Here is a 24,526-nt window from a genome sequence, read left to right on the forward strand (position 1 = left end):
AGGCGGGCGTTTCAGCGCCCGCCGTTTCGCGTTCCCACACTTGCCAACGGTCCCGCACAATGAAAAAGCCGAATATCCTCATCCTCATGGTCGATCAGCTGAACGGCACGTTCTTTCCGGACGGCCCGGCCGAATTCCTGCATGTTCCCAATCTGAGAAAGCTTGCCGAACGTTCAGCACGTTTTGCCAACTGCTACACGGCAAGCCCTCTTTGCGCCCCGGCGCGTGCGTCGTTCATGTCGGGCCAGTTGCCGTTTCGAACTGGCGTCTATGACAATGCGGCGGAGTTTTCGTCTGAAATCCCAACCTATGCGCATCACCTTCGCAACGCTGGCTACCAGACGGCGCTTTCCGGCAAGATGCATTTCGTCGGTCCGGATCAGCTGCACGGTTTCGAGCAGCGGCTCACCACCGACATCTACCCGGCAGATTTCGGCTGGACGCCGGATTATCGCAAGCCCGGTGAACGTATCGACTGGTGGTATCACAATCTCGGTTCGATCACCGGAGCGGGTTCCGCCGAAATCACCAACCAGCTCGAATATGACGATGAAGTTGCCTATCAGGCCGAAGCGAAGCTCTATGATCTGGCGCGCGGCCACGACGAGCGGCCATGGTGTCTGACGGTCAGTTTCACACATCCGCATGACCCTTACGTAGCGCGCAAGCGCTTCTTCGATCTCTATGCGGGCATTCCCGAACTTGATCCGAAAATCGGACCGCTGGCTGAAAGCGAGGTCGACCCGCACACCGAACGCCTGTTACGGGCCTGCAAGGCCGAGGACTACGATCTGACCCGCGAGCAGGTTCGCACGGCACGTCAGGCCTATTTCGCCAATATCTCCTATGTGGATGACAAGATCGGCGCCCTGCTCGATGTCGTCGAACGCTGCGGCATGGCGGAAGACACGATTGTCGTCTTCACTTCCGATCACGGCGATATGCTTGGCGAACGCGGCTTGTGGTTCAAGATGAGCTTCTTCGATGGCTCCGCTCGCGTCCCGTTGATGATTGCGGCCCCGCAATTGCGGGCTGGCCGCGTGGATGCGCCCGTCTCGACGCTCGACGTTCTGCCGACACTGGCGGACCTTGCCGGGATCGACCTCAAGGGCATCATGCCGTGGACCGACGGCGTTTCACTGACAGATGTTGCCTCTGGCGCGGAGCGCGGGGCGGTGCCTATGGAATATGCAGCCGAAGGCACCATTGCGCCAATGATCTCGCTGCGGGATGGCGACTGGAAGCTCAACCTGTGCCGCGCCGACCCGCCACAATTGTTCAACCTTGCCGACGATCCCGACGAGCTGCGCAATCTGGCGGAACTGCCGGAATTCAAAACCGCTCTGGACGACCTTCTGGCCAAAGCTGAAAAACGCTGGAATCTGGAACGCTACGATGCCGACGTCCGGGCCAGTCAGGCGCGTCGCCACGTCGTCTATCCGGCGTTGCGCAACGGCGCCTACTATCCATGGGACTACCAGCCGCTGCAAAAGGCGTCCGAGCGCTATATGCGCAACCACATGGACCTGAACGTGCTGGAAGAAAACCAGCGCTTTCCGCGCTGATTAGCAAAGCGGGGCCTCACAGCCCCGCCTGTTCAAATTCTTACTGTTCGGAAAATTCCAGAACCGTGCCGCTGGCATTTTCCGGCAGCACGGCGATGCCCGCAGATGTCTTCACGTGGGAAATTCCGTTGGTATCGAGAACGCCGCGCGCCTTGTCCAGCGAAGCGACCCGGATGCGCAGAACGGCGAAAGCCTTGCCCGGTGTCCGGGCAAAATCCACACCGGGATAGATTGCAGCGGCTTTCTCCTCACTCACAACCCATATGTCTGCCGAACGTGAGCCTGTCGAAACCTTCCAGCCACCATCCTGTACCTCTGCCTTGCCATTGGCGTACAGGCGGGCAAAACCATTGGCAGCAGCTTCCGGATCGGATGAGATGGCAACAATGGCGGAAAGGCCATTTGCACCATTTGCATGTTCGATCAGTTCCGGCAGCCAGACTGTTTCGCGGGTCTTGTGCTGGCACATGAAGACCATACCTTGCGGCACTTCACTTTCCGCGAAAGACACCGTTTCAAAAGCCGCAACACCCTCGCCGCCGCCCGGCAGTTCTACGGGACGCTGAAACGCGCCAACCTCGCCGGTCTTGATGCCAAGTGCGTCCAGTTCCGCCTTGGCATCGCGCGCATTGTCGATGCGGCAGGCAATGGCATGGAGTCCTTCGCCCTGCGCTGCCAGCTTCTCGCGCTGATGCAGATTGCCCGACGTCTCGGCGACGATGCCGAGCAGCTCGAAATAATCTTCCGGAAACATGATGGTGTAGTTGCCGGTGCCCTTTTCCTTGCTGTGGAGGCCACGTGGGCTCAGCGTAAATCCGAAACGGCGATATTGTTCGGCACTTTTCTCCAGATCGCCGACCAGCAGGAAAATATGATCGACGCCTTTGACCGGATGAGACATACAAAACTTCCTTTTCTATTTCTTGGTCGGAGCCAGAACGATCTCGTGGATCGTAACCTTGGGATTCATATTGGCAACATAGAGCGCGGTTTCAGCCATATCATCGGGCTGGATGACATCATCCATGCGGGAGAGATCGAAGCCCGGACGACGCGCCAGAAGCGGCGTCGCCACCTCACCGGGGCATAGCACCGTCGACCGGATGCCGTTTGGTCCTTCCTGCGCATTCAGGCTGGCGCTCAGATCGTTGAGCGCATGTTTGGACGCACCATAGGGGACGCCGCCGCCGGGCGATGAAAACCGCCCTGCCCAGGACGATGTGTGGATCATCAACCCACCACCCTGTGCGCGCATGGGCGTCAAAGCAGCGGCAATCACATTGATCGCACCCTTGATGTTGATGTCGATGACATCGTCCCATGAATCGAAATCAATATCCGCCCAGCTACGGCGCGGAATATTGAGACCGGCATTGTTGCAGAGCACATCAAGACGACCTGCCCAATCGACGATAGCTCCGGCAGTAGCGGCAACCGCCTCCCGGTCGAGAACATCCGCCGGAAATATCTGCGCCTCGCCACCATTGGAGACGATCTCCTCGGCAATCGCTGCAAGTGCACCCGCCTTGCGGCCCGTCAGCGCGACGCGCCAGCCTTCACGCGCGAACCGTCGTGCCATGGCAGCGCCGATGCCGGACCCGGCGCCGGTGATCCAGACCGCGCTGCGCTCGTTTTTGCCCGAGTTTGCGTTCTGCTCGGGGGAATTCTGGCTCATCAACAAACTCCGTCGTAGAAAATCGACATTTATTAACGCAGGCTGGTCGAGAAATTTTACCAATTTTGCCCGCGATATTAGTTTATCTTGACATTATCGCCACGGATTCTAGCATATCAATGCTTGCATACAATAAAGACCCTCTGAGGTGGCATTTCGTTGCGATTTCAGGGGCTTGAACAATATTGGGACGTGCGGGAAAAGAGGCTAGAAAGCCCTCCCTCAACGTCCTTCAGGGGAACAGAGAATGCATATCAGAAAAGCTGGCCTTGGCCTGTTTCTAGCGGCGTTTTCGCTTGCGACGGCGTCTTCGCACGCCGAAGAAGTGAAGCGCGGCGGCACTGTCATCGTCCATATGAACACCGAGCAGGGTGTGCTTAACCCTGCGCTGCGCGCCTCCACCGGCGTCTATCAGATCACCGGCCGCATCATGGAGCCGCTGATCGACCGCACTTATGAGGGCTATGTGCCGGTTCTGGCCACAAGCTGGTCGTCCTCGGAAGACGGCAAGGCCATCACCTTCAAGCTGCGCGAGAATGTGCGCTGGCATGACGGTCAGCCTTTCAGCTGCGATGACGTTTCGTTCAGCGCGATGAACCTCTGGAAGAAGCTGCTCAACTATTCGACCACGCTTCAGGCCAATCTCGAAGCCGTCGATTGCACCGATCCTTACACAGCAGTGTTCCGCTATTCCAAGCCGATGCCGCTGGAACTGCTCGTCGCTGCCATGCCTGATCTCGGCCATCCGGTGCCGAAGCATCTTTATGAAGGCACTGATATTCTCAAGAACAAGTACAACGCCGCGCCGGTGGGCACGGGACCGTTCAAGTTCGTCGAGTATGAGCGCGGCCAGCACATCATTGCCGAGCGCAACGACGATTACTGGCGTGGCAAGGAATATCCTTATCTCGACCGCATCGTCTGGCGTTTCATGCCGGACAAGGCCGCTGCTGCCGCAGCGCTTGAAGCCGGTGAAATGATGGAAACCGCCTTCAACGGTATTTCCATGTCGGATACCGAGCGCCTCCAGAAGGATGGCCGCTTTGACACCGGCACCAAGGGTTTCGAAAACAACGTTGCCCACTCGACCATCGAGTTCAATCTGCGCAATCCGATCCTTGCCAATCTGAAAGTTCGCCAGGCGATCTATCACGCGCTCGATATCGACTTTGCGATCAAGACGATCATGCGCGGCTATGCCAAGCCGGGCCGTGGCCCGATCCCAAGCGCCGGCGGCGCCAATTACACGGATCAGGTCCAGACTTACCCGTATGATGTTGAAAAGGCTAAAAAACTGCTCGACGAAGCCGGTTACCCGGCTGGCCCCGACGGCATCCGCTTCAAGCTGCGTCATCGCCCGGCACCATGGGGTGAATATACGCAGCTCTGGGCCGAGTATTATGCCCAGGCGATGAAGGAAGTCGGTATCGACGTCCAGATCCTGACCAACGATGCGCCGGGCTTTCTGAACGGTGTCTATCGTGACCATGACTTCGACACGGCAAGCGGCTGGCACCAGTTCCGCTCCGATCCGGCTGTTTCCACCACCGTCTGGCTGCGCTCCGGCGCTCCGGTCGGCACCGCATGGTCCAACCAGTTCGACTACAAATCGGACGAAATGGACAGCCTGATCGACAAGGCCGCGAGCGAGCTCGACCCGGCCAAGCGCGCCGATCTTTATCACCAGATCCAGCAGCTTGGCATGAAAGACCTGCCGGTCATCTTCGCCATCGAACATCCGTTCGTCGGCGTGACCAACAAGGTCTTGAAGAACCACCACAACACGCCGCGCTGGGATTCTTCCAGCTGGTACGATCTGTGGATCGATCAATAAACAATACCAACCGCTGCCGGTCATCCGGCAGCGGCTCCCCAGTTTTATGAATGCTGAAATGAATATCTTGCAGGATAACCCGCAATGCCCCTGCCCCCGATCCTGACTTTTGCGCTGCGGCGCATCTTGCAGGCGATCCCCGTCATTCTTCTCATCATGATCGGGTCATTCCTGCTGATCAAGCTTGCGCCCGGCGATACCGTGGACGCACTTGTTGGCGACATGGGCGGCGCAGATCCGCAATTCGTCGCCAATCTGCGCGCCGAATACGGCCTTGACCAGCCGGTCTGGACACAGCTCTGGATTTACATGACCAAGCTGGCGCAGTTCGATTTCGGCTGGTCCTATGTCTACGAGCAGCCGGTGCTGGATGTGCTGATGGCCCGCCTTTTGCCGACCCTCCTGCTCATGGTTTCCTCGCTTTCGGTGGCCTTCATTTTCGGCATTGCGCTTGGGGCTTTTGCGGCGCGCAAGGCATATTCCCTGACCGACAATGCAATTTCCACGCTCGGTCTTGTTTTCTATGCCATGCCGAGCTTCTTTCTCAGCCTCATCTTGATGTTCATCTTTTCCGTCAAGCTCGGTTGGCTGCCGGTCGGCGGTTACAAGACGATTGCCGGGTTTTACACCGGTTGGAAGAATGTCTGGGATATTGCCGTGCACCTCGTCATGCCGACGACGGCGCTTTCGCTCATCTATCTTGCATTCTACATGCGCCTGATGCGCACCAGCGTGCTGGAAGTGGCTGACCTTGATTATGTTCGTACCGCACGCGCCAAGGGTGCAAGCGGTGCAAGGCTGATGTTCCATCACATCATGCGTAACGCATTCCTGCCTGTCGTTACGCTGCTCGGACTGCAATTCTCGACTGTGCTTGGCGGCTCGGTCGTGATCGAGACAATCTTTTCGCTGCCCGGCCTCGGCCAGCTTGCCTACACCTCCGTGATCAAGCGCGACCTCAACACGCTGATGGGCATCATCTTTCTGTGCTCGGTGCTGGTGGTGATCGTCAATTTCATCACCGATCTCATCTATGCGCGGCTTGATTCCAGGATCGAACTGTCATGACTCCACAGGACCTCTCCCTCACCCGCCCGCAGGTCTCGCGCGCAAAAATTCTGTGGCAGCGCTTCAGCCGCAACCGCGCTGCCGTACTGGGCCTTATCCTCTTCATCGCCGTGGTCCTGATCGCGTTGCTGGCCGATGTCATTGCGCCCGGCGACCCGCTGCGGCGCGCAGGCGATCCGCTCGTCTGGCCATTCGTCAATGCTGCAACGCCCCTTGGTACCGACCAGCTTGGGCGCGATATCATGGCAGGCATTGTCCATGGCGCGCGCATTTCGCTTCTGATCGGCGTGGTCGCCACCCTGATTTCTATCGTGATCGGCATCATCATCGGCGCGCTTGCCGGCTATTATGGTGGCTGGGTGGATGACGTTCTGATGCGCATCACCGAAGCCTTCCAGACCGTTCCAAGCTTCGTACTGCTTCTGACACTGGTAGCAATCTTCGGCTCATCGATCGAAAATATCATCATCTGCATCGGCATCGTGTCATGGACCGCGCCTGCCCGCATGGTGCGCGCCGAATTTCTGGCGCTGCGCAAGCGCGAATTCATCGATGCAGCGCGCAATCTCGGCGTCGGGAATGCCTCAATAATCTTCCGTGAAATCCTGCCGAATGCCCTGCCGCCGGTGATTGTCTTCGCATCCGTGGTGATGGCCACTTCCATCCTGATGGAAAGCGCGCTCGCCTTCCTCGGCCTCGGTGACCCAAACTATGCAAGCTGGGGTAACATGATCGGCCAAGGTCGCGCCGTGCTGCGCACTGACTGGTTCTGCTCGGTTATTCCCGGCATCGCCATTCTGCTCACCGTTCTTTCCTTCAGCCTGCTTGGCGAAGGCCTGAACGACGCGCTTAATCCGAGGCAGAAGAAATAATGACCGCTGCACCCGTTCTCGAAATCAAAAATCTGCAGATCGCGCTGCCAAAGGGCGCCGACCGCCCTTACGCCCTGCAGGACCTGACACTGACCATCAACCCCGGTGAAATCGTCTGCCTCGTCGGCGAAAGCGGCTCCGGCAAATCGCTTTCGGCAGGCGCAATCATGCGCCTTTTGCCGGAACCGCATGTGCGCGTGACCAATGGCACAATCAGGCTGGAAGGCACCGATCTCTATTCGCTCAGCGAAACCGACATGAAGAAGCTGCGCGGCGACCGCATCGGCATGATCTTTCAGGAGCCGATGACCGCACTCAACCCGCAGAAGACGGTCGGCTGGCAGATCGATGAAGTGTTGCGCCTGCACACGAAACTCGGTCGCAAGGAACGTCGCGCCGCCGTGCTGAACATGCTGGCGGAAGTGAAAATTCCGGACCCGGAATCCGCTTACAACGCCTATCCGCACCAGATTTCGGGCGGACAGCGCCAGCGCGTCATGATTGCCATGGCGCTTATCCTGAAACCGCGCCTCATCATTGCCGATGAACCAACCACCGCGCTCGATGTGACCACGCAGGCACAAATCCTGAAACTGATCCGCGACCTGCAACGCGAACACGATACCGGCATCCTGTTCATCACGCATGACTTCGGCGTGGTGGCGGAAATTGCCGACCGCGTTGCCGTTCTGCGGCTTGGCGAACTGGTCGAGGAAGGCCCGGCAAACGAAGTGCTGAACCATCCGCAGCACCCATATACCAAGGCGCTGATTGCATCGGTTCCAGCTCTCACTCCGCCCGAACCGAAGCCATCTGTGGACGCTCAGCCGATCATTCTCAAGGCGAGCGCTTTACGCAAAACCTTCAAGGCGCGCGGCGGATTGCTGACCGGCAAAAGAAGTGCCGTTCCTGCCGTGAAGGACCTTTCGTTTGAACTACGTCAGGGTGAAACGCTTGGCGTCGTGGGCGAAAGCGGGTCGGGCAAGACAACCGTTTCGCGCATCGTCACCCGTCTGCTTGAAGCCGATAGCGGCAAGGTCGATGTGAATGGCAAAGATTTTCTGAGCGCCAGCCCGCGTGAAGTGCGGGCCATGCGCAAGGACATCCAGATGGTCTTTCAGGACCCGATGGCCTCGCTCAACCCGCGCCGCCGCGTCGTGGACCTGATCGCACAGGGGCCAATCGTCCATGGCGTACCGAAGGCAGAGGCGCACGCAAAGGCCCGCGAGTTGCTGGAGCTGGTCGAGCTTTCGCCTGCCGCAGCCGACCGTTTTCCGCATGAATTTTCCGGCGGGCAGCGGCAGCGCATCGGCATCGCCCGCGCGCTGGCGCTGGAGCCGCGCATCATCGTCGCCGACGAACCGGTCTCCGCGCTCGATGTCTCCGTACAGGCTCAGGTGTTGCGGCTCCTGGCCGACCTCCGCGAACGGCTCAATCTGTCGCTTCTTTTCGTCACGCATGATCTGCGCGTCGCGGCCCAGCTTTGCGACCGCATCATCGTCATGTCGAAGGGTGAGATCGCCGAAGCAGGTCTGACGGCGCAAGTCTTCGCTAATCCGCAACATGAATATACACAGCGCCTCCTTGCCTCCATTCCCGGCAAGGGCTGGACGCCTCCTCGTTTGGAAAATGCGTGACACCATGCAGAACATAGTCTTTCCACCCTCCATCTGGGCTGCCACTGCCCCTGCCCGCATACCGGCAAAGCCGCTGACCAATGACGCGGAAGCCGATGTCGCCATCGTCGGCGGTGGCTTTACGGGACTTTCAGCAGCGCTCCATCTGGCGAAACGCGGCAAGCGTGTCATCCTGCTGGAAGGCAATGCGGTCGGCTGGGGCGCATCGGGGCGCAACAATGGACAGGTCATTCCGACCATGACTTCGGCGGAACCCGATGCAATCGCCAAACGCTACGGCGCATCGGGCGAACGTTTTGCTCGACTGATCGGCAATAGCGCCGACATTCTGTTTTCCATCGTGCGTGATGAAAACATCGAGGCCGAGGCCGAGCAGAACGGCTGGTTCCAGCCTGCCCATTCGCCGGGCCGGGTGAAGCTTTCGCAAACCCGCGTGGACGCATGGAAACGCTTCGGCTTCCCGGCGGAATTTTTCGACCGCGCCGCAACATCGCGGCTGTTGGGCAGCGATTTCTGGTATGGTGGCATGTTCAACCCGACCGGCGGTCATATCAATCCGCTGGCCTTCGCGCGCGGTCTTGCCTCGGCTGCCGAACGCCACGGCGCGATCATTCACGAACAAAGCCCGGTCATCTCCTATGCCCAAGTGGGTGATCACTGGGAGGTCAAGACCGCCAGCGCCACAGTGCGCGCCAAGGGCTTTTTGCTCGCCACCAACGCCTATACCGGCGAGTTGCGTGAAGGGCTTGCCCCGCGCCTTGCCCGCACCATCGTGCCGGTGCTCTCGTGGCAGATGGCGACCGCGCCCGTCAGCGATAATCTGCGCGCAACGATTTTGCCCGGTCGGCAGGCCGTTTCCGACACCCGCGGCGACCTGCGTTTCTTCCGCTACGATGCCCGCAACCGGCTGATTACCGGCGGCGTGGTGATGGGCGATTTCAACATCGCAGAACGCGTCAAGCGCAAGACGGCGCGCAACATGGCGGAAGCCTTTCCAGCGCTTGGCGAGCCGGAAATCACCCATGTGTGGAGCGGCTATATCGGCATGACATGGGATCGCTTTCCACGCGTTCATCAGCTCGGCCCCAATGGCTGGGCCTGGATCGGCTGCAACGGTCGCGGCGTTGCGCTTGGCACATCGCTCGGGCGGGAATTTGCACGTGCGCTCGACGGCGAGCCTGTGCAAAAACTTGCCCTGCCCGTCTCGGAACCGGCACCACTGCCTTTTCATAAAGTCGCGCGAAAGATTGCCCCGTTCTACCTCGCATGGCTTCGGCGCAAGGATCTCTCCGAGCCAAATCTTTAGTTCCGCTCATTTAACGTTCATGTGAAAGGTCAGGTCCATGAATCAAATGTCAATTCTCGAACGTCGCCGCATCGAAGCGCTGGTTCTCAAGAATGTTTACGAAGTTATTCGCGAACGCTCCGGTGAGGAAGAAGCGCAGGCTGCAATCGGCGAAGCCGTCAGCCGTTCGGCCATCGAACAGGGCAAGAGTTTTGCCGACGAGCTGGGCCGCACGCCAACGATACAGGACTTTGCCGATATCCAGCCGCTGTGGACGAAGGAAAACGCACTGGAGATCGACGTGATTTCGCAGGGCGAAGATCATTTCGATTTCAACGTTACGCGATGCCGTTATTCGGAAATGTACCGCGAGATGGGTCTTGGCCATATCGGCCACCTGCTCTCCTGCAATCGCGATGGCGATTTCTGCATCGGCTACAACCCAGAAATGAAGCTGGAACGCTCGCAGACCATCATGAAGGGCGCAAGCCACTGCGATTTCCGCTACCGTCTCGACAAGACTGAAGACAACACAAAAGGAGCCTGACATGCCGGTTGAAAACTGGACATCGAACCAGCTGGACGAACTCGTCGCGTTCCGTCGTGACCTGCACGAAAACCCGGAGCTGCTTTACGATGTAAACCGGACTGCAGAAAAGGTTGCCGAAGCGCTGCGCGCCGCAGGCGTCGATGAGGTGGTGGCCGGCATCGGACGCACCGGCGTCGTCGGCGTCATTCATGGGCAGTCGAACCGTTCCGGTCGCGCCATCGGCCTGCGTGCCGACATGGATGCGCTGCCGATCCTCGAAGAAACCGGCGCGGAATGGTCATCGAAAGTGCCGGGGAAAATGCATGCCTGCGGCCATGACGGCCATACGACCATGCTTCTGGGCGCTGCCCGCGAACTGGCGCAAAGCCGCGCCTTCGACGGCACCGTCATCGTTATCTTCCAGCCTGCCGAAGAAGGCGGCGCAGGCGCAAAGGCGATGATCGACGACGGCCTGTTCAAGCGCTGGCCGGTCAATGAAGTCTACGGCATGCATAACCGCCCTAATCTTCCCGTCGGACACTTCATCATCAATTCCGGCCCGATCATGGGATCGGTTGACATTCTCGACATCACCATCGAGGGCGTTGGCGGACATGCGGCCTCCCCACACCAGACCATCGACCCCATCCCGGTGACGGCAGCACTCATTCAGGCAATCCAGACGCTGACCGCACGCACCGTCGACCCGCTGGATTCCGCAGTGATCTCGATCACCACCATTCAGGGTGGTGATGCTTTCAACGTGATTCCGCAGAAAATCCGGTTGACCGGTACGGTCCGCACGCTTCGTGAGGAAGTGCGCGACCATATCGAGGAAAAGCTGGCTCGCGCCGTGCAGGGCATTGCCGATGCTTTCGGCGCCAAGGCCACGCTCGACTATCAGCGCAGCTATCCGGTGACCGTTAATCACGAGCGCGAGACGGAACTGGCCGCAATCGCTGCCGATGCAGTTGCGGGCGCTGACCGCGTGGCTCGGGATATGCCGGCAACGCTTGGCGGTGAAGACTTTGCCTTCATGCTGAACGAGGTGCCGGGCGCGATGATCAACATCGGCAACGGCCCGAGCGCCAATCTCCATCATCCGAAATATGACTTCAACGACGATGTCATTGCCTGGGGTTGCTCGTACTGGACAACGCTCGTGCGCCATCGGCTGCCGATCGAGAACTGATAGCCGCCTATATATCTATTCAGGGCGGCGCCCCAAGGGGCCGCCCTTTGTATTTTTCGTAAAAAGCGAAGTGTTTTTACACTAAAACCTCTAGTTTATCTGAGCCTCACGTAATATAACGCGCTCCCAATAATCCATCGCGGCTTTTCCCGATGGGAAAAGAGAATCCGGTTTGGACGCATATCCTGAACGTCTCAGTTTCGGAAATGCGGGAAGCCAATGGTAGAGCGGGAAATCCATGAATATCGAGTCTGCCTTGAGCGACAGCGCCAATATTTTTGACCTTGCGCCAATTTCCCTGTGGCTTGAGGATTATAGCGGTCTGCGCAAGCAGTTCGAAGAATGGCGCGCGCTTGGCGTTAGCGATCTCGGGGCTTTCCTGCACGAAGACACAACCCGGCTGCGCATCTGTACCAGCCATATCCGGGTTCTGAAGGTCAACCGCAAGACGCTTTCGCTTTTCGAGGCGGACAGCGTCAGTCATCTGGTCGCCAACCTCGAACGCGTGTTTCGCGACGACATGCTGGACCCGCATATCGATGAGATGGTCCAGCTCTGGAACGGCGGCGGTACTTTCTCAAGCGACACCATCAACTATTCGCTCGGCGGCAAGCGGCTCGACATCCAGCTCAAGGGCGTCGTGCTTCCCGGCTATGAACACACTTGGGAGCGGGTTCTGCTTTCCATCGAGGATGTGACCGCTCGCGAGAATGCCCGCCGCGAGCAGGATCGGCACAAACAGCACGCAGTGGGCCTTTTCGAACATTCACCGGTTTCGCTCTGGGTCGAGGATTTCAGCCGCATCAAGCAACTGATGGACGATGTGCGCCAGCGCGGCATCGTTGATTTTCGGGTGTTTACCGACGTGCATCCAGAATTCGTGCGCCAGTGCATGAGCGAGATCCGCGTGCTCGAAATCAACACCGAGACGACGGCCCTATTTCTCGCGTCCGACAAGAAAACGCTGCTGCAGAACCTGCCGCATATCTTCAAGGATGAGATGGAAGCCTCTTTCCGCGAACAACTGATCGACCTGTGGAACGGGATCCTGTTCCAGCGTCGCGAAGTGGTGAACTATGCGCTCGATGGATCCGAACGGCATGTTCTGCTGCAGTTCTCTGTTCTGCCGGGACATGAGACGGATTGGTCGCTGGTGCAGGTCGCACTTACCGACATCACGGCGCGCAAGAAAGCCGAGGCCTATCTGGAATATCTGGGCAAGCACGATGTGCTGACCAAGCTGCACAATCGCGCCTATTATGTCGATGAGCTTAACCGGCTTGAGCGCAAGGGCCATACGCCCGTTTCAGTCATCATCATCGATCTCAACGGCCTCAAGGCCGCGAATGATCAATGGGGCCATGCGACAGGCGACGGATTGCTGCGACGCATCGGAGAAGTGCTGAATGAAGCCGTGAAGCAGCCAGGCCATGCCGCACGCATTGGCGGTGACGAATTCGCGGTTGTGCTGCCTTATGTCGATGAGCGCGGCGCCGAGGCGATGGTCGAGGACATTCAGCGACTGGTAGACATCAACAACCAGTATTATTCCCAACTCAAGCTCAATCTTTCCATCGGCTCTGCGACCAGCATGCCGGGCGAGAAGCTGGAAACCGTTGCCAAGCGCGCCGACCTGCTGATGTATGAGAACAAGCGCCAGCAGTATACGAGCGGTACAATCTAGAGCATTTCCTGTTTTGATTGAATCATTGGAAACACTCTATCTCTTTGTTTTTAAGCATGTCTTTATCCCAAAACCGGTCCCCACTTTTGGGAGACATGCTCTAGTCATCAAATGCGATAATCGTCTTGCCGCGCGTCAGATCGGTGACGAGGCGGGATAGTTCATCCCGCGCGGCGATGGGCATCGTGCCCGCCATTTTCACGCCGGTGCCGGTGAAATTCTCTTGCGCGATGGCAAGGTTTTCCACCGCTGTCAGGCGTGCTTTCAGCAGCGCATGATCTGAAAAATCGCAGGCGAACTGAAATCCGACCAGCGGAATAACTTCTGTTTTCTCAGCCTGTCGCAGACAGGTAGCGGCAGTGCCGCCATAGGCGCGCATCAGGCCACCGCTTCCCAGAAGAATGCCGCCGAACCAGCGCGTAACCACGACTGCAATATTGTCCAGCTGCTGGCCGTCAATTGCCTGCAGGATCGGCTTTCCTGCCGTGCCGCTCGGCTCTCCATCGTCGCTGAAACGGTAGTTCTGCCCCATGCGCCAGGCCCAGCAATTATGGCTCGCCGACAGATCGGAATGCTCGCTCAAAAAATCCTTCGCCGCCTGCTCGTTTGCGACAGGCGCAGCAATGGCCAGAAATCGACTTTTCTTGATCTCCTGACTAAAGGTTTCGACGCGACTGATCGTGAACATGGCAATCCTACAAAGATGATTGCGGGGCCTAGCATTTTCCATTGAGGATGACGACCCCTTCCAGCTTCCCCCGGCATTGCGCCCACCGGATATAGGGTATAAGGCAATTGGAAAATGAGCCCATATTTTTGAGCTCTGTTCTTGCATATCCAGACGAAAGGTCCCGCCGATGTTCGATTTGATCGTGAGAAACGCCAATCTCCCCGACGGTCGCGAGAAGCAGGACATTTTGGTCAAGGACGGTAAGATTGCCGATATCGGGCCCTCCAAGGGGGAGCATCAGGCGGCTCAGGAAATCGATGCGACCGACCGGCTCGTAACCCCGCCTTTCGTCGATCCGCATTTCCACATGGATGCGACCCTGTCGCTCGGCCTGCCGCGCCTCAACCGTTCCGGTACGCTTCTTGAAGGCATCGCGCTCTGGGGCGAACTGAAGCCGATGCTGACCGTTGAAGCCATGGTCGAGCGCGCGTTGCGTTATTGCGATCTGGCCGTTTCGCAGGGCCTGCTGGCGATCCGCAGCCATGTCGATGTCAGCGATCCGCGCCTTCTCACTGCTGAAGCGATGATCGAAGTGCGCGAGAAGGTGAAGCCTTACATAGACCTTCAGCTCGTAGCCTTTCCGCAGGATGGTTATTACCGTTCGCCGGGCGCGGTCGATCTCGTCAACCGCTCGCTCGATATGGGCCTCGACGTCGTCGGCGGCATTCCGCATTTTGAGCGCACCATGGCTGATGGCGCAGCCTCGCTGGAGGAACTCTGCCGCATTGCCGCTGAACGCGGCCTGCCGGTCGATATCCATTGCGACGAAAGCGACGATCCGATGTCGCGCCATGTCGAGACGCTGGCGGCGCAGACCATGCGTTTTGGCCTGCAGGGCCGCGTTTCCGGTTCGCACCTCACCTCCATGCATTCCATGGATAATTATTACGTCTCGAAGCTCATCCCGCTGATTGCGGAAGCAAAGATGAACGCCATCCCGAACCCGCTCATCAACATCACGCTGCAAGGCCGCGCGGACACCTATCCGAAGCGCCGCGGAATGACACGCGTGCCGGAGCTGATGGCTGCCGGTATCAATGTCGCTTTCGGCCACGATTGCGTGATGGACCCCTGGTACTCGATGGGTTCCGGCGACATGCTGGAAGTCGGCCACATGGCGATCCATGTCGCACAGATGACCTCCATCGAAAGCAAGAAACAGGTTTTCGATGCACTCACCGTCAATTCCGCCAAGGCACTGGGCCTCGACGGCTACGGTCTTGCAAAGGGCTGCAATGCCGATTTCGTGGTGCTGCAGGCGCGCGATCCAATTGAAGCGCTGCGGCTCAAGGCAAACCGCCTCAAGGTCGTGAAGCGCGGCAAGGTCATCGCCGAAACCCCGCAGCGCATAAGCCGCATCAATCTCGAAGGCCGTCCGTCTTCGGTTGACGGGGCTGATTACGCGCCAATCGGCTAATAATATCAACAGTTTCGGCCTACCCGGCACATTGCCGGATGAACGAACCGGAACAGTCGCGGCTTGAAACCCCATGCCTAATTTTCAGGCCGCAGCCTAATTCGCTTGTATTCGAGGCAGATTGAGCAAAGATAGAACCGTTGCTCATACATTCTGCTCACACAAAACGAAGCAACCGGCAGTGCATTCCCGGCACGCCGAAAACACAAAAGAGGGGTCCTATGACCAAAATCATCAAAGCACCGAACTTTACCCGTCGCGACATTCTCGCAATGTCTGCAGCACTCGGCGCAACGGCAATGACCACTCGCGTCTTTGCGGCCGATGAAAAGCTGAAAGTCGCGGGCATCCACGCCTCGCCGGTCGAGAATGCCTGGAATTCCCGCCTTCACGAGGCACTTAAGCAGGCAAATGACGAAGGCGTCATCGAATATGTCTTCTCCGAAGGCGTTTCGGCAAGCGACTATCCCCGCGCCATGCGCGAATATGCCGAACAGGGCATCAAGCTGATCGTCGGCGAATCCTATGCCGTCGAACGCGAAGCGCGCCAAGTGGCAGGCGATTATCCGAAGACGGCTTTCGTCATGGGCTCCTCCGGCAAGCCGCAGGGCGATAATTTTGGTGTTTTCGGCACATGGAACTTTGAATCTGCTTATCTCGCGGGCATGCTGGCAGGCGCGATGAGCAAGTCCGGCACCTTCGGCTCCGTCGGTGCCGTGCCGATCCCGGAAGTCAACATGCTCATCAATGCCTTTCAGGATGGCGTGAAGGAAACCCGTCCCGATGCGAAGTTCATCGCGTCGTTCATCGGCACCTTCTTTGACCCGCCGAAAGCACGCGAAGCCGGTCTTGCCCAGATCGACTCGGGCGCCGACATCCTGTTCGGTGAACGCATCGGCACGGCAGATGCCGCCAAGGAACGTGGTATCAAGGCCATCGGCTCGCTGATCGACTATACGCCGCGCTATCCCGACACGGTCTTCGCCAATGCGATCTGGAATTTCCGCCCGATCCTGAATGCGGCTATCGCCGACGTGAAGGCCAGCCAGGCAACCGGCAAGGATTACACGCCGTTCAGCCTGATGAAGGAAGGCGGCAACGACATCATCTACGTCAAGGGCATTGCCCCTGCCGAAGCGGAAGCCAAGATGGAAGCCCGCCGTGTGGAACTGAAGGAAGGCAAGTTCGAGTACAAGCCGAACCCGGCCGAACCGAAGTAGTCATTCAGGACGGGCAAGCATATCGTGGCAATCGACATGAACCAGCAGGATGCGACCGCGCTCGCGCAGGCGATTGCGGAAGGAATCCTCAGTGCCGAACAGGCCATGGATGCTGCTCTCGACGCAGCAGAAAAATGGCGCCCCCTGGGCGCCATTGCATATCTCGATCGCGATCTTGGCCGCGCCGGTGCCATTGCATTCGATGCAGCGCCATCCAGAGCTGCCTTCGCGGGCGTTCCCTCCCTGTTCAAGGATCTGGGCGGGCCCTGTGCCGGTCTGCCGATCCGGCTCGGCTCGCAGGCATTCCTCAATGCCTCACCTCAGATGGATTCCGAACTCGGCCACCGGCTACGCGCAGCCGGATTGAATTTCTTCGGTACAACCACCGTTCCCGAATTCGGTCTGGCGCTTGCGAGCGAACCAGCGGGAGCACCGCCTGCATGCCATCCCTTCGATGAAACGCTTTCACCCGGTGGATCATCCGGCGGAGCAGCAGCAGCGGTTGCAGCCGGGATAGTCGCAATTGCGCACGCTACCGACGCTGGTGGTTCCATCCGTGTACCCGCTGCAACCTGCGGGCTTGTCGGCCTGAAACCAAGTCGCGGTGCTATGCCCGCTGGTCCGCATTTCGGCAATTATCTCGCAGGCATCGCGAGCGAATTTGCGCTTTGCCGCTCGGTCCGTGATGCGAAAGCGTTACTGCCGCTTGTCGAAGGCAAAACTGAAGGCTTTCTGCCCGACCCGGCGATGCAGGCAGGCGATTTGCCGGACCGCCTTCGTATCGGCATAGTGACCGGCGATCTCGCAAACTATCCAATCACATCGGAGCGCCTGCAGGTTGTGGCCGATGCAGCGCATTTCCTTGAGGCACAGGGGCACACAATCCGCGAAATTCCGGCTTCGGAATTCAGCCCGCTGATCGCTTCCAGCGCGCGCGCATTCGACCGTATCATTTCCGTCAATCTTGCGGCTGCAATCGATTTTCTGGCCCTTGATGAAGACAAGCTTGAACCGCTCACCCGCGCCGTTGCGGAGCGCGGGCGGTGCATGGAAGCCACCGCGCTTTACCGCGCCATGAACGGAGCTGTCAGCGCCGCACATATGCTCTGGCAGATTTTCCGCAACATCGATGTGCTGATTACACCCATGCTCGCGCGCGGGCCGATGCCGCTCGGCTCCTTTTCCATGAATCACGGCGATGTCGATGCGCATTGGCAGAAGTTGAATGCCTTCGCACCTTATGCGGCGCTCGCCAATATTTCCGGTTTTCCGGCGCTCTCGCTTCCCTTTGGGACGGATACCAACGACATGCCGGTCGCCTTGCAGCTTGTGGCCCCGATGGGCGCGGACCGGCTGCTTTTGAGCCTTGGCCAGCGTCTGGAGACGGACCAGCGTTGGCAGCACAGATTTCCCGTTGCGGGGTTGCACACATGACCACGACCGTTCTTGAACTGCAGAACATCACCAAGCGGTTTGGCACGCTTACCGCCAACGACGATATTTCGCTGAAGCTTGAACGCGGCGAAATTCTCGCTTTCCTGGGCGAGAATGGCGCAGGCAAAACCACGCTGATGAATATCCTGTTCGGCCATTATGTGCCGGATGAGGGCCGTGTCTTCGTCAAGGGTGCAGAAATTCCGCAGGGCAAGCCCCGCGCCGCCATCGACGCAGGCGTTGGCATGGTGCACCAGCATTTCACGCTCGCGCCCAACCTCACAGTGCTTGAAAACATCATCACCGGCACTGAAAGCCTCTGGAGACTCAAATCCGCGCACGGTGCAGCGCGTAACAAGATCGCGGAAATCGCCAAGCGCTTTGGCCTGCAGGTTGATCCCGATGCACGGCTTGGCGATCTTTCGGTCGGTGAACAGCAGCGCGTGGAAATCCTGAAAGCGCTTTATAACGACGCCGACATTCTGATCCTCGACGAGCCGACCGCCGTTCTGACCACGCAGGAAGCCGAAAACCTGTTTGCGACACTGAAAGAGATGGCACGTCAGGGGCTGTCGCTGATCTTCATCTCGCACAAGCTGCATGAAGTCATGTCGGCAGCCGACCGCGTTGTCGTCCTGCGCGGCGGAAAGCTTGTCGCTGAGCGCAAGGCTTCCGAAACCTCGAAAGAGGAACTCGCTGAACTGATGGTTGGCCGTCGTGTTTCGCGCCCTTCGCGTGCAGCGGCCACGCCCGGCGAAACCTTGCTGGAAGCAAAGAATGTAACAGTGGTGGAAGATGGCGCGACACGCTTGACTGATCTCGGCTTTCACCTTCGCGCTGGCGAAACGCTTGGCATCATTGGCGTGTCGGGTAATGGGCAGGCAGCGCTCGGGCGTCTCGTTTCGGGTCTCAGCCAGCCTGCGAGTGGCTCACTTGTCATGTTCGGGCAAACGGTCACCAAATTCGACCCGCGCCAGTTTGTGGCAGAAGGTGTTGGCCGCATTCCAGAAGATCGCAACGCTGAAGGCGCTATCGGTGATCTGACGCTTTGGGAAAATGCTGTGCTTGAACGCGTGCGTGATCCGCAGTTCTCCAATGGTCTTCTGGTCAATCGCGCGGCTGCGCGTGAATTTACCGACCGCATCATCAAGGATTTCGATGTGCGCGGCGGCACGCCTGATAGCCGTATTCGCCTGCTTTCCGGCGGCAACATGCAGAAGCTTATTCTGGGTCGCAATCTGGAAACGGCTCCCCGCATTCTGATCGCGGCGCAGCCGACACGTGGCCTTGATGAAGGTGCCGTCGCAGCCATTCATGCCCGTATTCTGGAAGCGCGGGCAAAGGGAGCAGCGGTTCTGCTAATCTCGGAAGATCTGGATGAAATTATCGGCCTTGCCGACCGCGTACAGGCCATCGTCAAGGGCCGCCTCTCGCCGCCGATTGACGCCGGAGAAGCCAATGCTCAACGGCTGGGCCTGATGATGGCTGGGGAATGGCAGACTAATCTCACGAAGGGGCTGAACTGATGCGTATTGAAAGACGCGAAACACGGCCCATGGCACTGGTAGCAACCGCACCAATTATCGCCGTTTTGACCGCCTTTGTGCTTGCCGGACTGCTCATTGCCGCTGCCGGTGCGCCGGTTTTGGAATCCTTCCGCCAGATAGCCATCGGCGCTTTCGGCAACAAGCTTTCGATCACCGAAACACTCACCCGCGCAACACCCCTGATGCTGACCGGCCTTGCCGCTGCCGTCGCCTTCCGCTCCAAACTCTGGAATATCGGCGCCGAAGGCCAGTTCTATATGGGTGCGCTGGCGGTGGTCGCCTGTGGGACACAGTTGCAGCTTCCTGCCCCTATTCTCATTCCGCTGTTGCTTATCGTCGGTGCGATTGCGGGCATGGTTTTCCTGCTCATTCCGCTTGGGCTTCGCCTGCGCTTCGGTGTCGATGAAGTGGTGACGACGCTGCTCTTGAACTTCGTTGCGGTGCTCATCGTCTCGATGATGATCGAAGGGCCGATGAAAGACCCCCTCGCCTTTGGCTGGCCGCAATCCGAGCCTGTGCCGGATGCGGCGGTGCTGCCAAAAATCATGGCAGGCATGCGGCTTCACATTGGCATAGTCATCGCTATCGCTCTTGCGCTCATCATCGCCTATGTGCAAAAGCGCACCGTGTTCGGGCTGGAAACCAAGGCTGCCGGTCTCAACCCGCAAGCCGCGCGTTTTGCAGGCGTTCCGCTTGGCAAGACACTGGTGAAAGTCGCCTGCATTTCCGGTGGTCTTGCAGGACTTGCAGGCGCAATACAGGTCATGGGCGTTAAGGGTTACGTCACGACCGATCTGTCGCCGGGCTTCGGCTATTCCGGCATCATTGTCGCCATGTTGGCCAATTTGAATCCTATCGGCGCGATCTTCTCCGCACTTTTTGCTGCCGCAATGTTTGTCGGTGCCGACGGCATGAGCCGTGCCATTGGCATTCCGAGCTTCATCGCCGATGTCACCGTGGCGCTGTCGCTTCTGACTATGCTGGTTGCTCTGTTCTTCACACAATACAGGATCGCCCGATGAACGAGTTGATGGATATCCTGCTCTCCGCAGGCCTCTGGGTCTCGGTCCTGCGCATTGCAACGCCACTGATCTTCGGCACGCTCGGTGCGCTTTATTGCGAACGGGCGGGCGTGCTCAATCTCGGTATCGAAGGAATCATGACCTTCGGCGCGATGATCGGCTGGATGACTGTCTATAATGGTGCCGACCTGTGGGTCGGTGTGCTGGCCGCCGCCGCTTCCGGCGCTCTGTTCGGCCTGCTTCATGCAGCCCTCACCGTGCCGCTCGGCCTGTCGCAGCATGTCGTGGGCTTGGGCATCACATTATTTGCATCGAGCCTTAGCTATTTCCTGTTTCGTCTTCTGGTGCCGCTCTCTTCAACTCCGCCGACGATCACACCATTCCAGCCGGTCAATCCGTCCTGGCTTGCAGATATCCCGTTCGTCGGACAGGTGCTTGGCACGCAAACGGCCCTCACGTGGATCGCCATTCCTCTGGCACTGCTGCTTGGTTATGTGCTTTTCCGCACGCCGCTCGGCCTTGCGATCCGCATGACCGGCGAAAACCCGCACGCAGCTGAAGCGCAGGGCATCAACCCGATCCGCGTGCGCATTTTCACAATCATGTTCGGCAGCGCGCTCATGGCTGTCGGCGGCGCGTTCCTTACGCTTTCCGCCTTCAATTCGTTTTTCCCGACGATGATGCAGGGACGCGGCTGGGTCTGTATCGCGCTCGTCGTTTTCGCTTCTTGGAAGCCTGCTCGTGCGCTTCTGGGTGCCTTGCTCTTTGCACTCTTCGATGCTTTCCAGCTGCGTCTGCAGACGGTCTACGGCAAGGTCGTTCCGTATCAGCTTTTCCTGATGATCCCTTATATCATGTCGATTGTGGCGCTCATCGTGATGGCGCGGCGGGCACGTGTCCCGCAGGCGCTGATGCAGCCCTATCGTCGCGGAGAACGTTGATCGCATAGTGCGCGATAAAATAGGCAATGGTGAAAACTGCCAGTCCACCAAAGACATCGCTCAGATGGTGTCCGCCGTGCAGCAGGATCGCGGGTACCATGAATATATTCAGAGCGAGTACCGGTAAACGCACCCATGCGATGCGCCATGTAAAGACCACGGACATGGCAGCCATGACGGTGTGGAACGACGGGAATCCGATCAGGCCGAGCACATTGGCTGGCGTCAGATAATCTACCCCTTCCTTCGACAAGCGGATCAATTCCAAGCCATAGGACGGACCGACAGCCAATCCTGCACTTCTCACAACATCATCAGGCAGGTTCCATACAGCCGATGTACCGAATGTTGGAAAAAAGGCCCACACCACGATGCTGAGAAGAGCGCCTACAATTCCAGTCATCAGGAAATGAGCAAGTTTTTCTGATTGCCCCGAAAAGCCGAGCAACAGAACAACCATCACCAACTGCGGCAGGGAAGTGAAGTAAACTATCTTCAACAGTGCTGAAACACCGGGCCACTGCGCAATGTATGTGACCAGACTTGGCCAATCATATCCCATCAGTCGATCGACCCCGACCAGGAATTCGTCAATTCGCGGGAAATGGATCGGCAGCAACATATAGTTAAAGACCGACCCGACCAGTGTGAACAATATGAAGCCCGCAGTCAGAATGAGTGTCTCCGCAATCCGGGCATCATTCCTTACGAAGCGATAAAACAGGCCGAGCATGATCGTTCCAAGACCGATCGCCCCGATCATTCCGTAGCCTGTCCAGTCTACGCGAATGCCCTTCGCGGCAATCAGAAGAATGTCGATTGCGCCCAACGCACCAACGACAGTCAGAACAAATCGCTCATAACGCGAGAATATCATCAGCGCCCCCAATTGATCTCATAATCGACCAAAGAGCTGAAGTTCACGTTAAACGTGCAAACAAAAACGGCGCCCGAAGGCGCCGTTTTCTTTTATGTTGTCGAACTTATGCAGCGCTGGACTTGCCGCTCTTTTCGAAGCGCTTGCGCTCATTCGGGTCGAGGTAGAGCTTACGAAGACGGATCGACTTCGGCGTCACTTCAACCAGCTCGTCGTCCTGAATCCACGACAGAGCGCGTTCCAGCGTCATCTTGATCGGTGGGGTGAGCTTCACGGCTTCATCCTTGCCTGCGGCGCGGATGTTGGTGAGCTTCTTGCCCTTGAGCACGTTGACTTCCAGATCGTTGTCACGGCTGTGAATGCCGATCAGCATGCCCTGATAGACCTTGACACCAGCGTCGATGATCATCGGGCCGCGATCTTCAAGGTTGAACAATGCGTAAGCAACAGCTTCACCCTGATCGTTGGAGATCAGAACGCCATTGTTGCGACCAGCGATTTCACCCTTGTACGGCTGATAGTCGTGGAACAGACGGTTCATGATCGCCGTGCCGCGCGTATCGGTCAGAAGTTCCGATTGATAGCCGATCAGACCACGGGTCGGTGCGTAGAACACCATACGAACGCGGTTGCCGCCGGAAGGACGCAGCTCGACCATTTCGGCCTTGCGTTCGGACATCTTCTGCACAACCGTGCCGGAATATTCTTCATCGACGTCGATGACGACTTCTTCCACCGGCTCCAGCTTCTCGCCGTTCTCGCCGTCCTTCATGACGACGCGCGGACGCGAAACGCCAAGTTCGAAGCCCTCACGGCGCATGTTTTCGATCAGAACTGCAAGCTGCAATTCGCCACGACCGGACACGAAGAACGAATCCTTTTCGGTCGATTCCTCGATCTTCAGTGCAACGTTGCCTTCAGCTTCCTTGAGCAGACGGTCACGGATAACGCGGCTCGTCACCTTGTCGCCTTCGGTGCCCGCATAAGGGCTGTCATTGACGATGAAGGACATGGTCACGGTCGGCGGATCGATTGGCTGAGCAGCCAGAGGCTCGCTCACAGAAGGATCGCAGAACGTGTCGGCAACGGTGCCCTTGGAAAGACCAGCGATAGCGACGATGTCGCCCGCATGGGCTTCGTCAATGGCCTGACGCTCGATACCGCGGAAAGCGAGGATCTTCGAGATACGGCCATTTTCGAGCAGCGAACCATCCTGACCGAGAACCTTGACGGCCTGGTTCGGCTTGATCGAGCCGGAATGAATACGACCGGTGATGATGCGGCCCAGGAACGGATCGGCCTCGAGGATCGTACCGATCATGCGGAACGGGCCTTCAGCAACCTTTGGCGCTGGCACGTGCTTCAACACGAGGTCGAACAGCGGAGCCAGACCTTCGTCCTGCGGGCCTTCCGGGTTCAGCGCCATCCAGCCGTTACGGCCTGAACCGTAGAGGATCGGGAAGTCGAGCTGTTCGTCGGTCGCATCGAGATTGGCGAAGAGGTCGAACACTTCGTTGATGACTTCTTCATGACGGCCATCCGGACGGTCGATCTTGTTGATCGCAACGATCGGACGCAGACCAACCTTCAGCGCCTTGCCGACGACGAACTTCGTCTGTGGCATCGGGCCTTCGGCAGCGTCAACGAGAACGATAGCGCCGTCCACCATCGAAAGGATACGCTCAACCTCACCGCCGAAGTCGGCGTGGCCCGGCGTGTCGACGATGTTGATACGCGTGTTTTTCCAGACAACCGAAGTGGCCTTCGCGAGAATGGTGATCCCGCGTTCCTTTTCGATGTCGTTGGAATCCATCATGCGTTCTGCAACGCGCTGGTTGTCGCGGAACGAGCCGGACTGCTTCAGGAGTTCATCGACCAGAGTGGTTTTGCCATGATCGACGTGTGCGATAATAGCGATATTACGCAATTCCATATGGAGATCACTTCTATATGAGTTGGGAGCCGCGCCAACAGACCCGCGCGGAAAAACAATGCGG

Annotated in this window: 20 protein-coding genes; 15 read left to right on the plus strand and 5 right to left on the minus strand. The window is 58.3% G+C overall.

Annotated features, from left to right (window positions below; all coding sequences use genetic code 11):
* Nucleotides 1-59: 59 nt before the first annotated feature.
* Nucleotides 60-1,565: a choline-sulfatase gene (gene betC / locus ABDF71_RS16115; RefSeq protein WP_258124402.1), complete on the plus strand. Its 1,506-nt coding sequence runs from the start codon at nucleotides 60-62 to the stop codon at nucleotides 1,563-1,565.
* 40 nt (nucleotides 1,566-1,605) lie between these two features.
* On the opposite strand, the gene ABDF71_RS16120 is transcribed toward betC, so the two are convergent.
* Complete coding sequence (locus ABDF71_RS16120) at nucleotides 1,606-2,466, minus strand: VOC family protein (RefSeq protein WP_036586550.1); 861 nt, start codon at nucleotides 2,464-2,466, stop codon at nucleotides 1,606-1,608.
* A 15-nt stretch (nucleotides 2,467-2,481) separates the two neighbouring features.
* Nucleotides 2,482-3,240, minus strand: a complete 759-nt coding sequence (locus tag ABDF71_RS16125; protein WP_258124403.1) for an SDR family oxidoreductase — start codon at nucleotides 3,238-3,240, stop codon at nucleotides 2,482-2,484.
* Nucleotides 3,241-3,487: 247 nt separating this feature from the next.
* Here ABDF71_RS16125 and ABDF71_RS16130 point away from each other — a divergent pair, with 247 nt between their 5' ends.
* The 8 genes from ABDF71_RS16130 to ABDF71_RS16165 all read left to right on the plus strand — a co-directional run bounded on the left by ABDF71_RS16130 (nucleotide 3,488) and on the right by ABDF71_RS16165 (nucleotide 13,341).
* Nucleotides 3,488-5,074 carry an ABC transporter substrate-binding protein gene (locus ABDF71_RS16130; protein ID WP_258124404.1) on the plus strand — a complete coding sequence of 529 codons (1,587 nt, stop codon included), beginning with the start codon at nucleotides 3,488-3,490 and terminating at the stop codon, nucleotides 5,072-5,074.
* A gap of 84 nt (nucleotides 5,075-5,158) precedes the next feature.
* The gene (locus ABDF71_RS16135) at nucleotides 5,159-6,142 is read left to right on the plus strand and encodes an ABC transporter permease (protein WP_029927783.1); all 984 of its coding nucleotides are present in this window, start codon (nucleotides 5,159-5,161) and stop codon (nucleotides 6,140-6,142) included.
* Nucleotides 6,139-7,014: an ABC transporter permease gene (locus tag ABDF71_RS16140; protein ID WP_258124405.1), complete on the plus strand. Its 876-nt coding sequence runs from the start codon at nucleotides 6,139-6,141 to the stop codon at nucleotides 7,012-7,014. Before ABDF71_RS16135 ends, ABDF71_RS16140 begins: the two co-directional genes overlap by 4 nt.
* Nucleotides 7,014-8,651, plus strand: coding sequence for an ABC transporter ATP-binding protein (locus tag ABDF71_RS16145; protein ID WP_036586553.1), 1,638 nt, complete (start codon nucleotides 7,014-7,016; stop codon nucleotides 8,649-8,651). Before ABDF71_RS16140 ends, ABDF71_RS16145 begins: the two co-directional genes overlap by 1 nt.
* Before the next feature lie 4 nt (nucleotides 8,652-8,655).
* Nucleotides 8,656-9,957: an NAD(P)/FAD-dependent oxidoreductase gene (locus ABDF71_RS16150; RefSeq protein ID WP_258124406.1), complete on the plus strand. Its 1,302-nt coding sequence runs from the start codon at nucleotides 8,656-8,658 to the stop codon at nucleotides 9,955-9,957.
* 37 nt (nucleotides 9,958-9,994) lie between these two features.
* Nucleotides 9,995-10,483, plus strand: a complete 489-nt coding sequence (locus ABDF71_RS16155) for an L-2-amino-thiazoline-4-carboxylic acid hydrolase (protein ID WP_010658513.1) — start codon at nucleotides 9,995-9,997, stop codon at nucleotides 10,481-10,483.
* A 1-nt stretch (nucleotide 10,484) separates the two neighbouring features.
* Nucleotides 10,485-11,657 carry a M20 aminoacylase family protein gene (locus ABDF71_RS16160; protein ID WP_036586555.1) on the plus strand — a complete coding sequence of 391 codons (1,173 nt, stop codon included), beginning with the start codon at nucleotides 10,485-10,487 and terminating at the stop codon, nucleotides 11,655-11,657.
* Nucleotides 11,658-11,895: 238 nt separating this feature from the next.
* Nucleotides 11,896-13,341, plus strand: coding sequence for a sensor domain-containing diguanylate cyclase (locus tag ABDF71_RS16165; RefSeq protein WP_258124407.1), 1,446 nt, complete (start codon nucleotides 11,896-11,898; stop codon nucleotides 13,339-13,341).
* 100 nt (nucleotides 13,342-13,441) lie between these two features.
* Here the strand turns inward: ABDF71_RS16165 and ABDF71_RS16170 are convergent, their stop codons facing one another.
* Nucleotides 13,442-14,029 (minus strand): IMPACT family protein, encoded by a 588-nt coding sequence (locus tag ABDF71_RS16170; protein ID WP_010658510.1) that lies wholly within the window; start codon nucleotides 14,027-14,029, stop codon nucleotides 13,442-13,444.
* 169 nt (nucleotides 14,030-14,198) lie between these two features.
* On the opposite strand from ABDF71_RS16170, the gene ABDF71_RS16175 reads away from it, so the two are divergent.
* The 6 genes from ABDF71_RS16175 (at nucleotide 14,199) to ABDF71_RS16200 (ending at nucleotide 21,652) form a co-directional block, all read left to right on the plus strand.
* Nucleotides 14,199-15,488: an amidohydrolase family protein gene (locus ABDF71_RS16175; RefSeq protein ID WP_500061682.1), complete on the plus strand. Its 1,290-nt coding sequence runs from the start codon at nucleotides 14,199-14,201 to the stop codon at nucleotides 15,486-15,488.
* 221 nt (nucleotides 15,489-15,709) lie between these two features.
* Nucleotides 15,710-16,708, plus strand: coding sequence for a BMP family protein (locus ABDF71_RS16180; protein ID WP_010658508.1), 999 nt, complete (start codon nucleotides 15,710-15,712; stop codon nucleotides 16,706-16,708).
* 36 nt (nucleotides 16,709-16,744) lie between these two features.
* A complete protein-coding gene (locus ABDF71_RS16185) occupies nucleotides 16,745-18,142 on the plus strand; it encodes an amidase (RefSeq protein ID WP_258124409.1) in 1,398 nt (465 codons plus the stop codon).
* The gene (locus tag ABDF71_RS16190; RefSeq protein ID WP_029927796.1) at nucleotides 18,139-19,668 is read left to right on the plus strand and encodes an ABC transporter ATP-binding protein; all 1,530 of its coding nucleotides are present in this window, start codon (nucleotides 18,139-18,141) and stop codon (nucleotides 19,666-19,668) included. The genes ABDF71_RS16185 and ABDF71_RS16190 overlap by 4 nt, the downstream gene beginning before the upstream one ends.
* Entirely contained in the window at nucleotides 19,668-20,711 is a 1,044-nt protein-coding gene (locus ABDF71_RS16195) for an ABC transporter permease (protein ID WP_036586560.1), read from the plus strand. The genes ABDF71_RS16190 and ABDF71_RS16195 overlap by 1 nt, the downstream gene beginning before the upstream one ends.
* Nucleotides 20,708-21,652: an ABC transporter permease gene (locus ABDF71_RS16200; RefSeq protein WP_258124411.1), complete on the plus strand. Its 945-nt coding sequence runs from the start codon at nucleotides 20,708-20,710 to the stop codon at nucleotides 21,650-21,652. The genes ABDF71_RS16195 and ABDF71_RS16200 overlap by 4 nt, the downstream gene beginning before the upstream one ends.
* On the opposite strand, the gene ABDF71_RS16205 is transcribed toward ABDF71_RS16200, so the two are convergent.
* Both ABDF71_RS16205 and typA read right to left on the minus strand, forming a co-directional pair.
* Nucleotides 21,582-22,529 (minus strand): phosphatase PAP2 family protein, encoded by a 948-nt coding sequence (locus tag ABDF71_RS16205; RefSeq protein ID WP_010658503.1) that lies wholly within the window; start codon nucleotides 22,527-22,529, stop codon nucleotides 21,582-21,584. The two genes, ABDF71_RS16200 and ABDF71_RS16205, sit on opposite strands and share 71 nt — an antisense overlap.
* Nucleotides 22,530-22,635: 106 nt before the next feature.
* Nucleotides 22,636-24,462, minus strand: a complete 1,827-nt coding sequence (gene typA, locus ABDF71_RS16210; protein ID WP_010658502.1) for a translational GTPase TypA — start codon at nucleotides 24,460-24,462, stop codon at nucleotides 22,636-22,638.
* Nucleotides 24,463-24,526 lie beyond the last annotated feature (64 nt).

The organism is Ochrobactrum sp. WV_118_8 (genome assembly GCF_039631535.1).
GTDB lineage: Bacteria > Pseudomonadota > Alphaproteobacteria > Rhizobiales > Rhizobiaceae > Brucella > Brucella anthropi.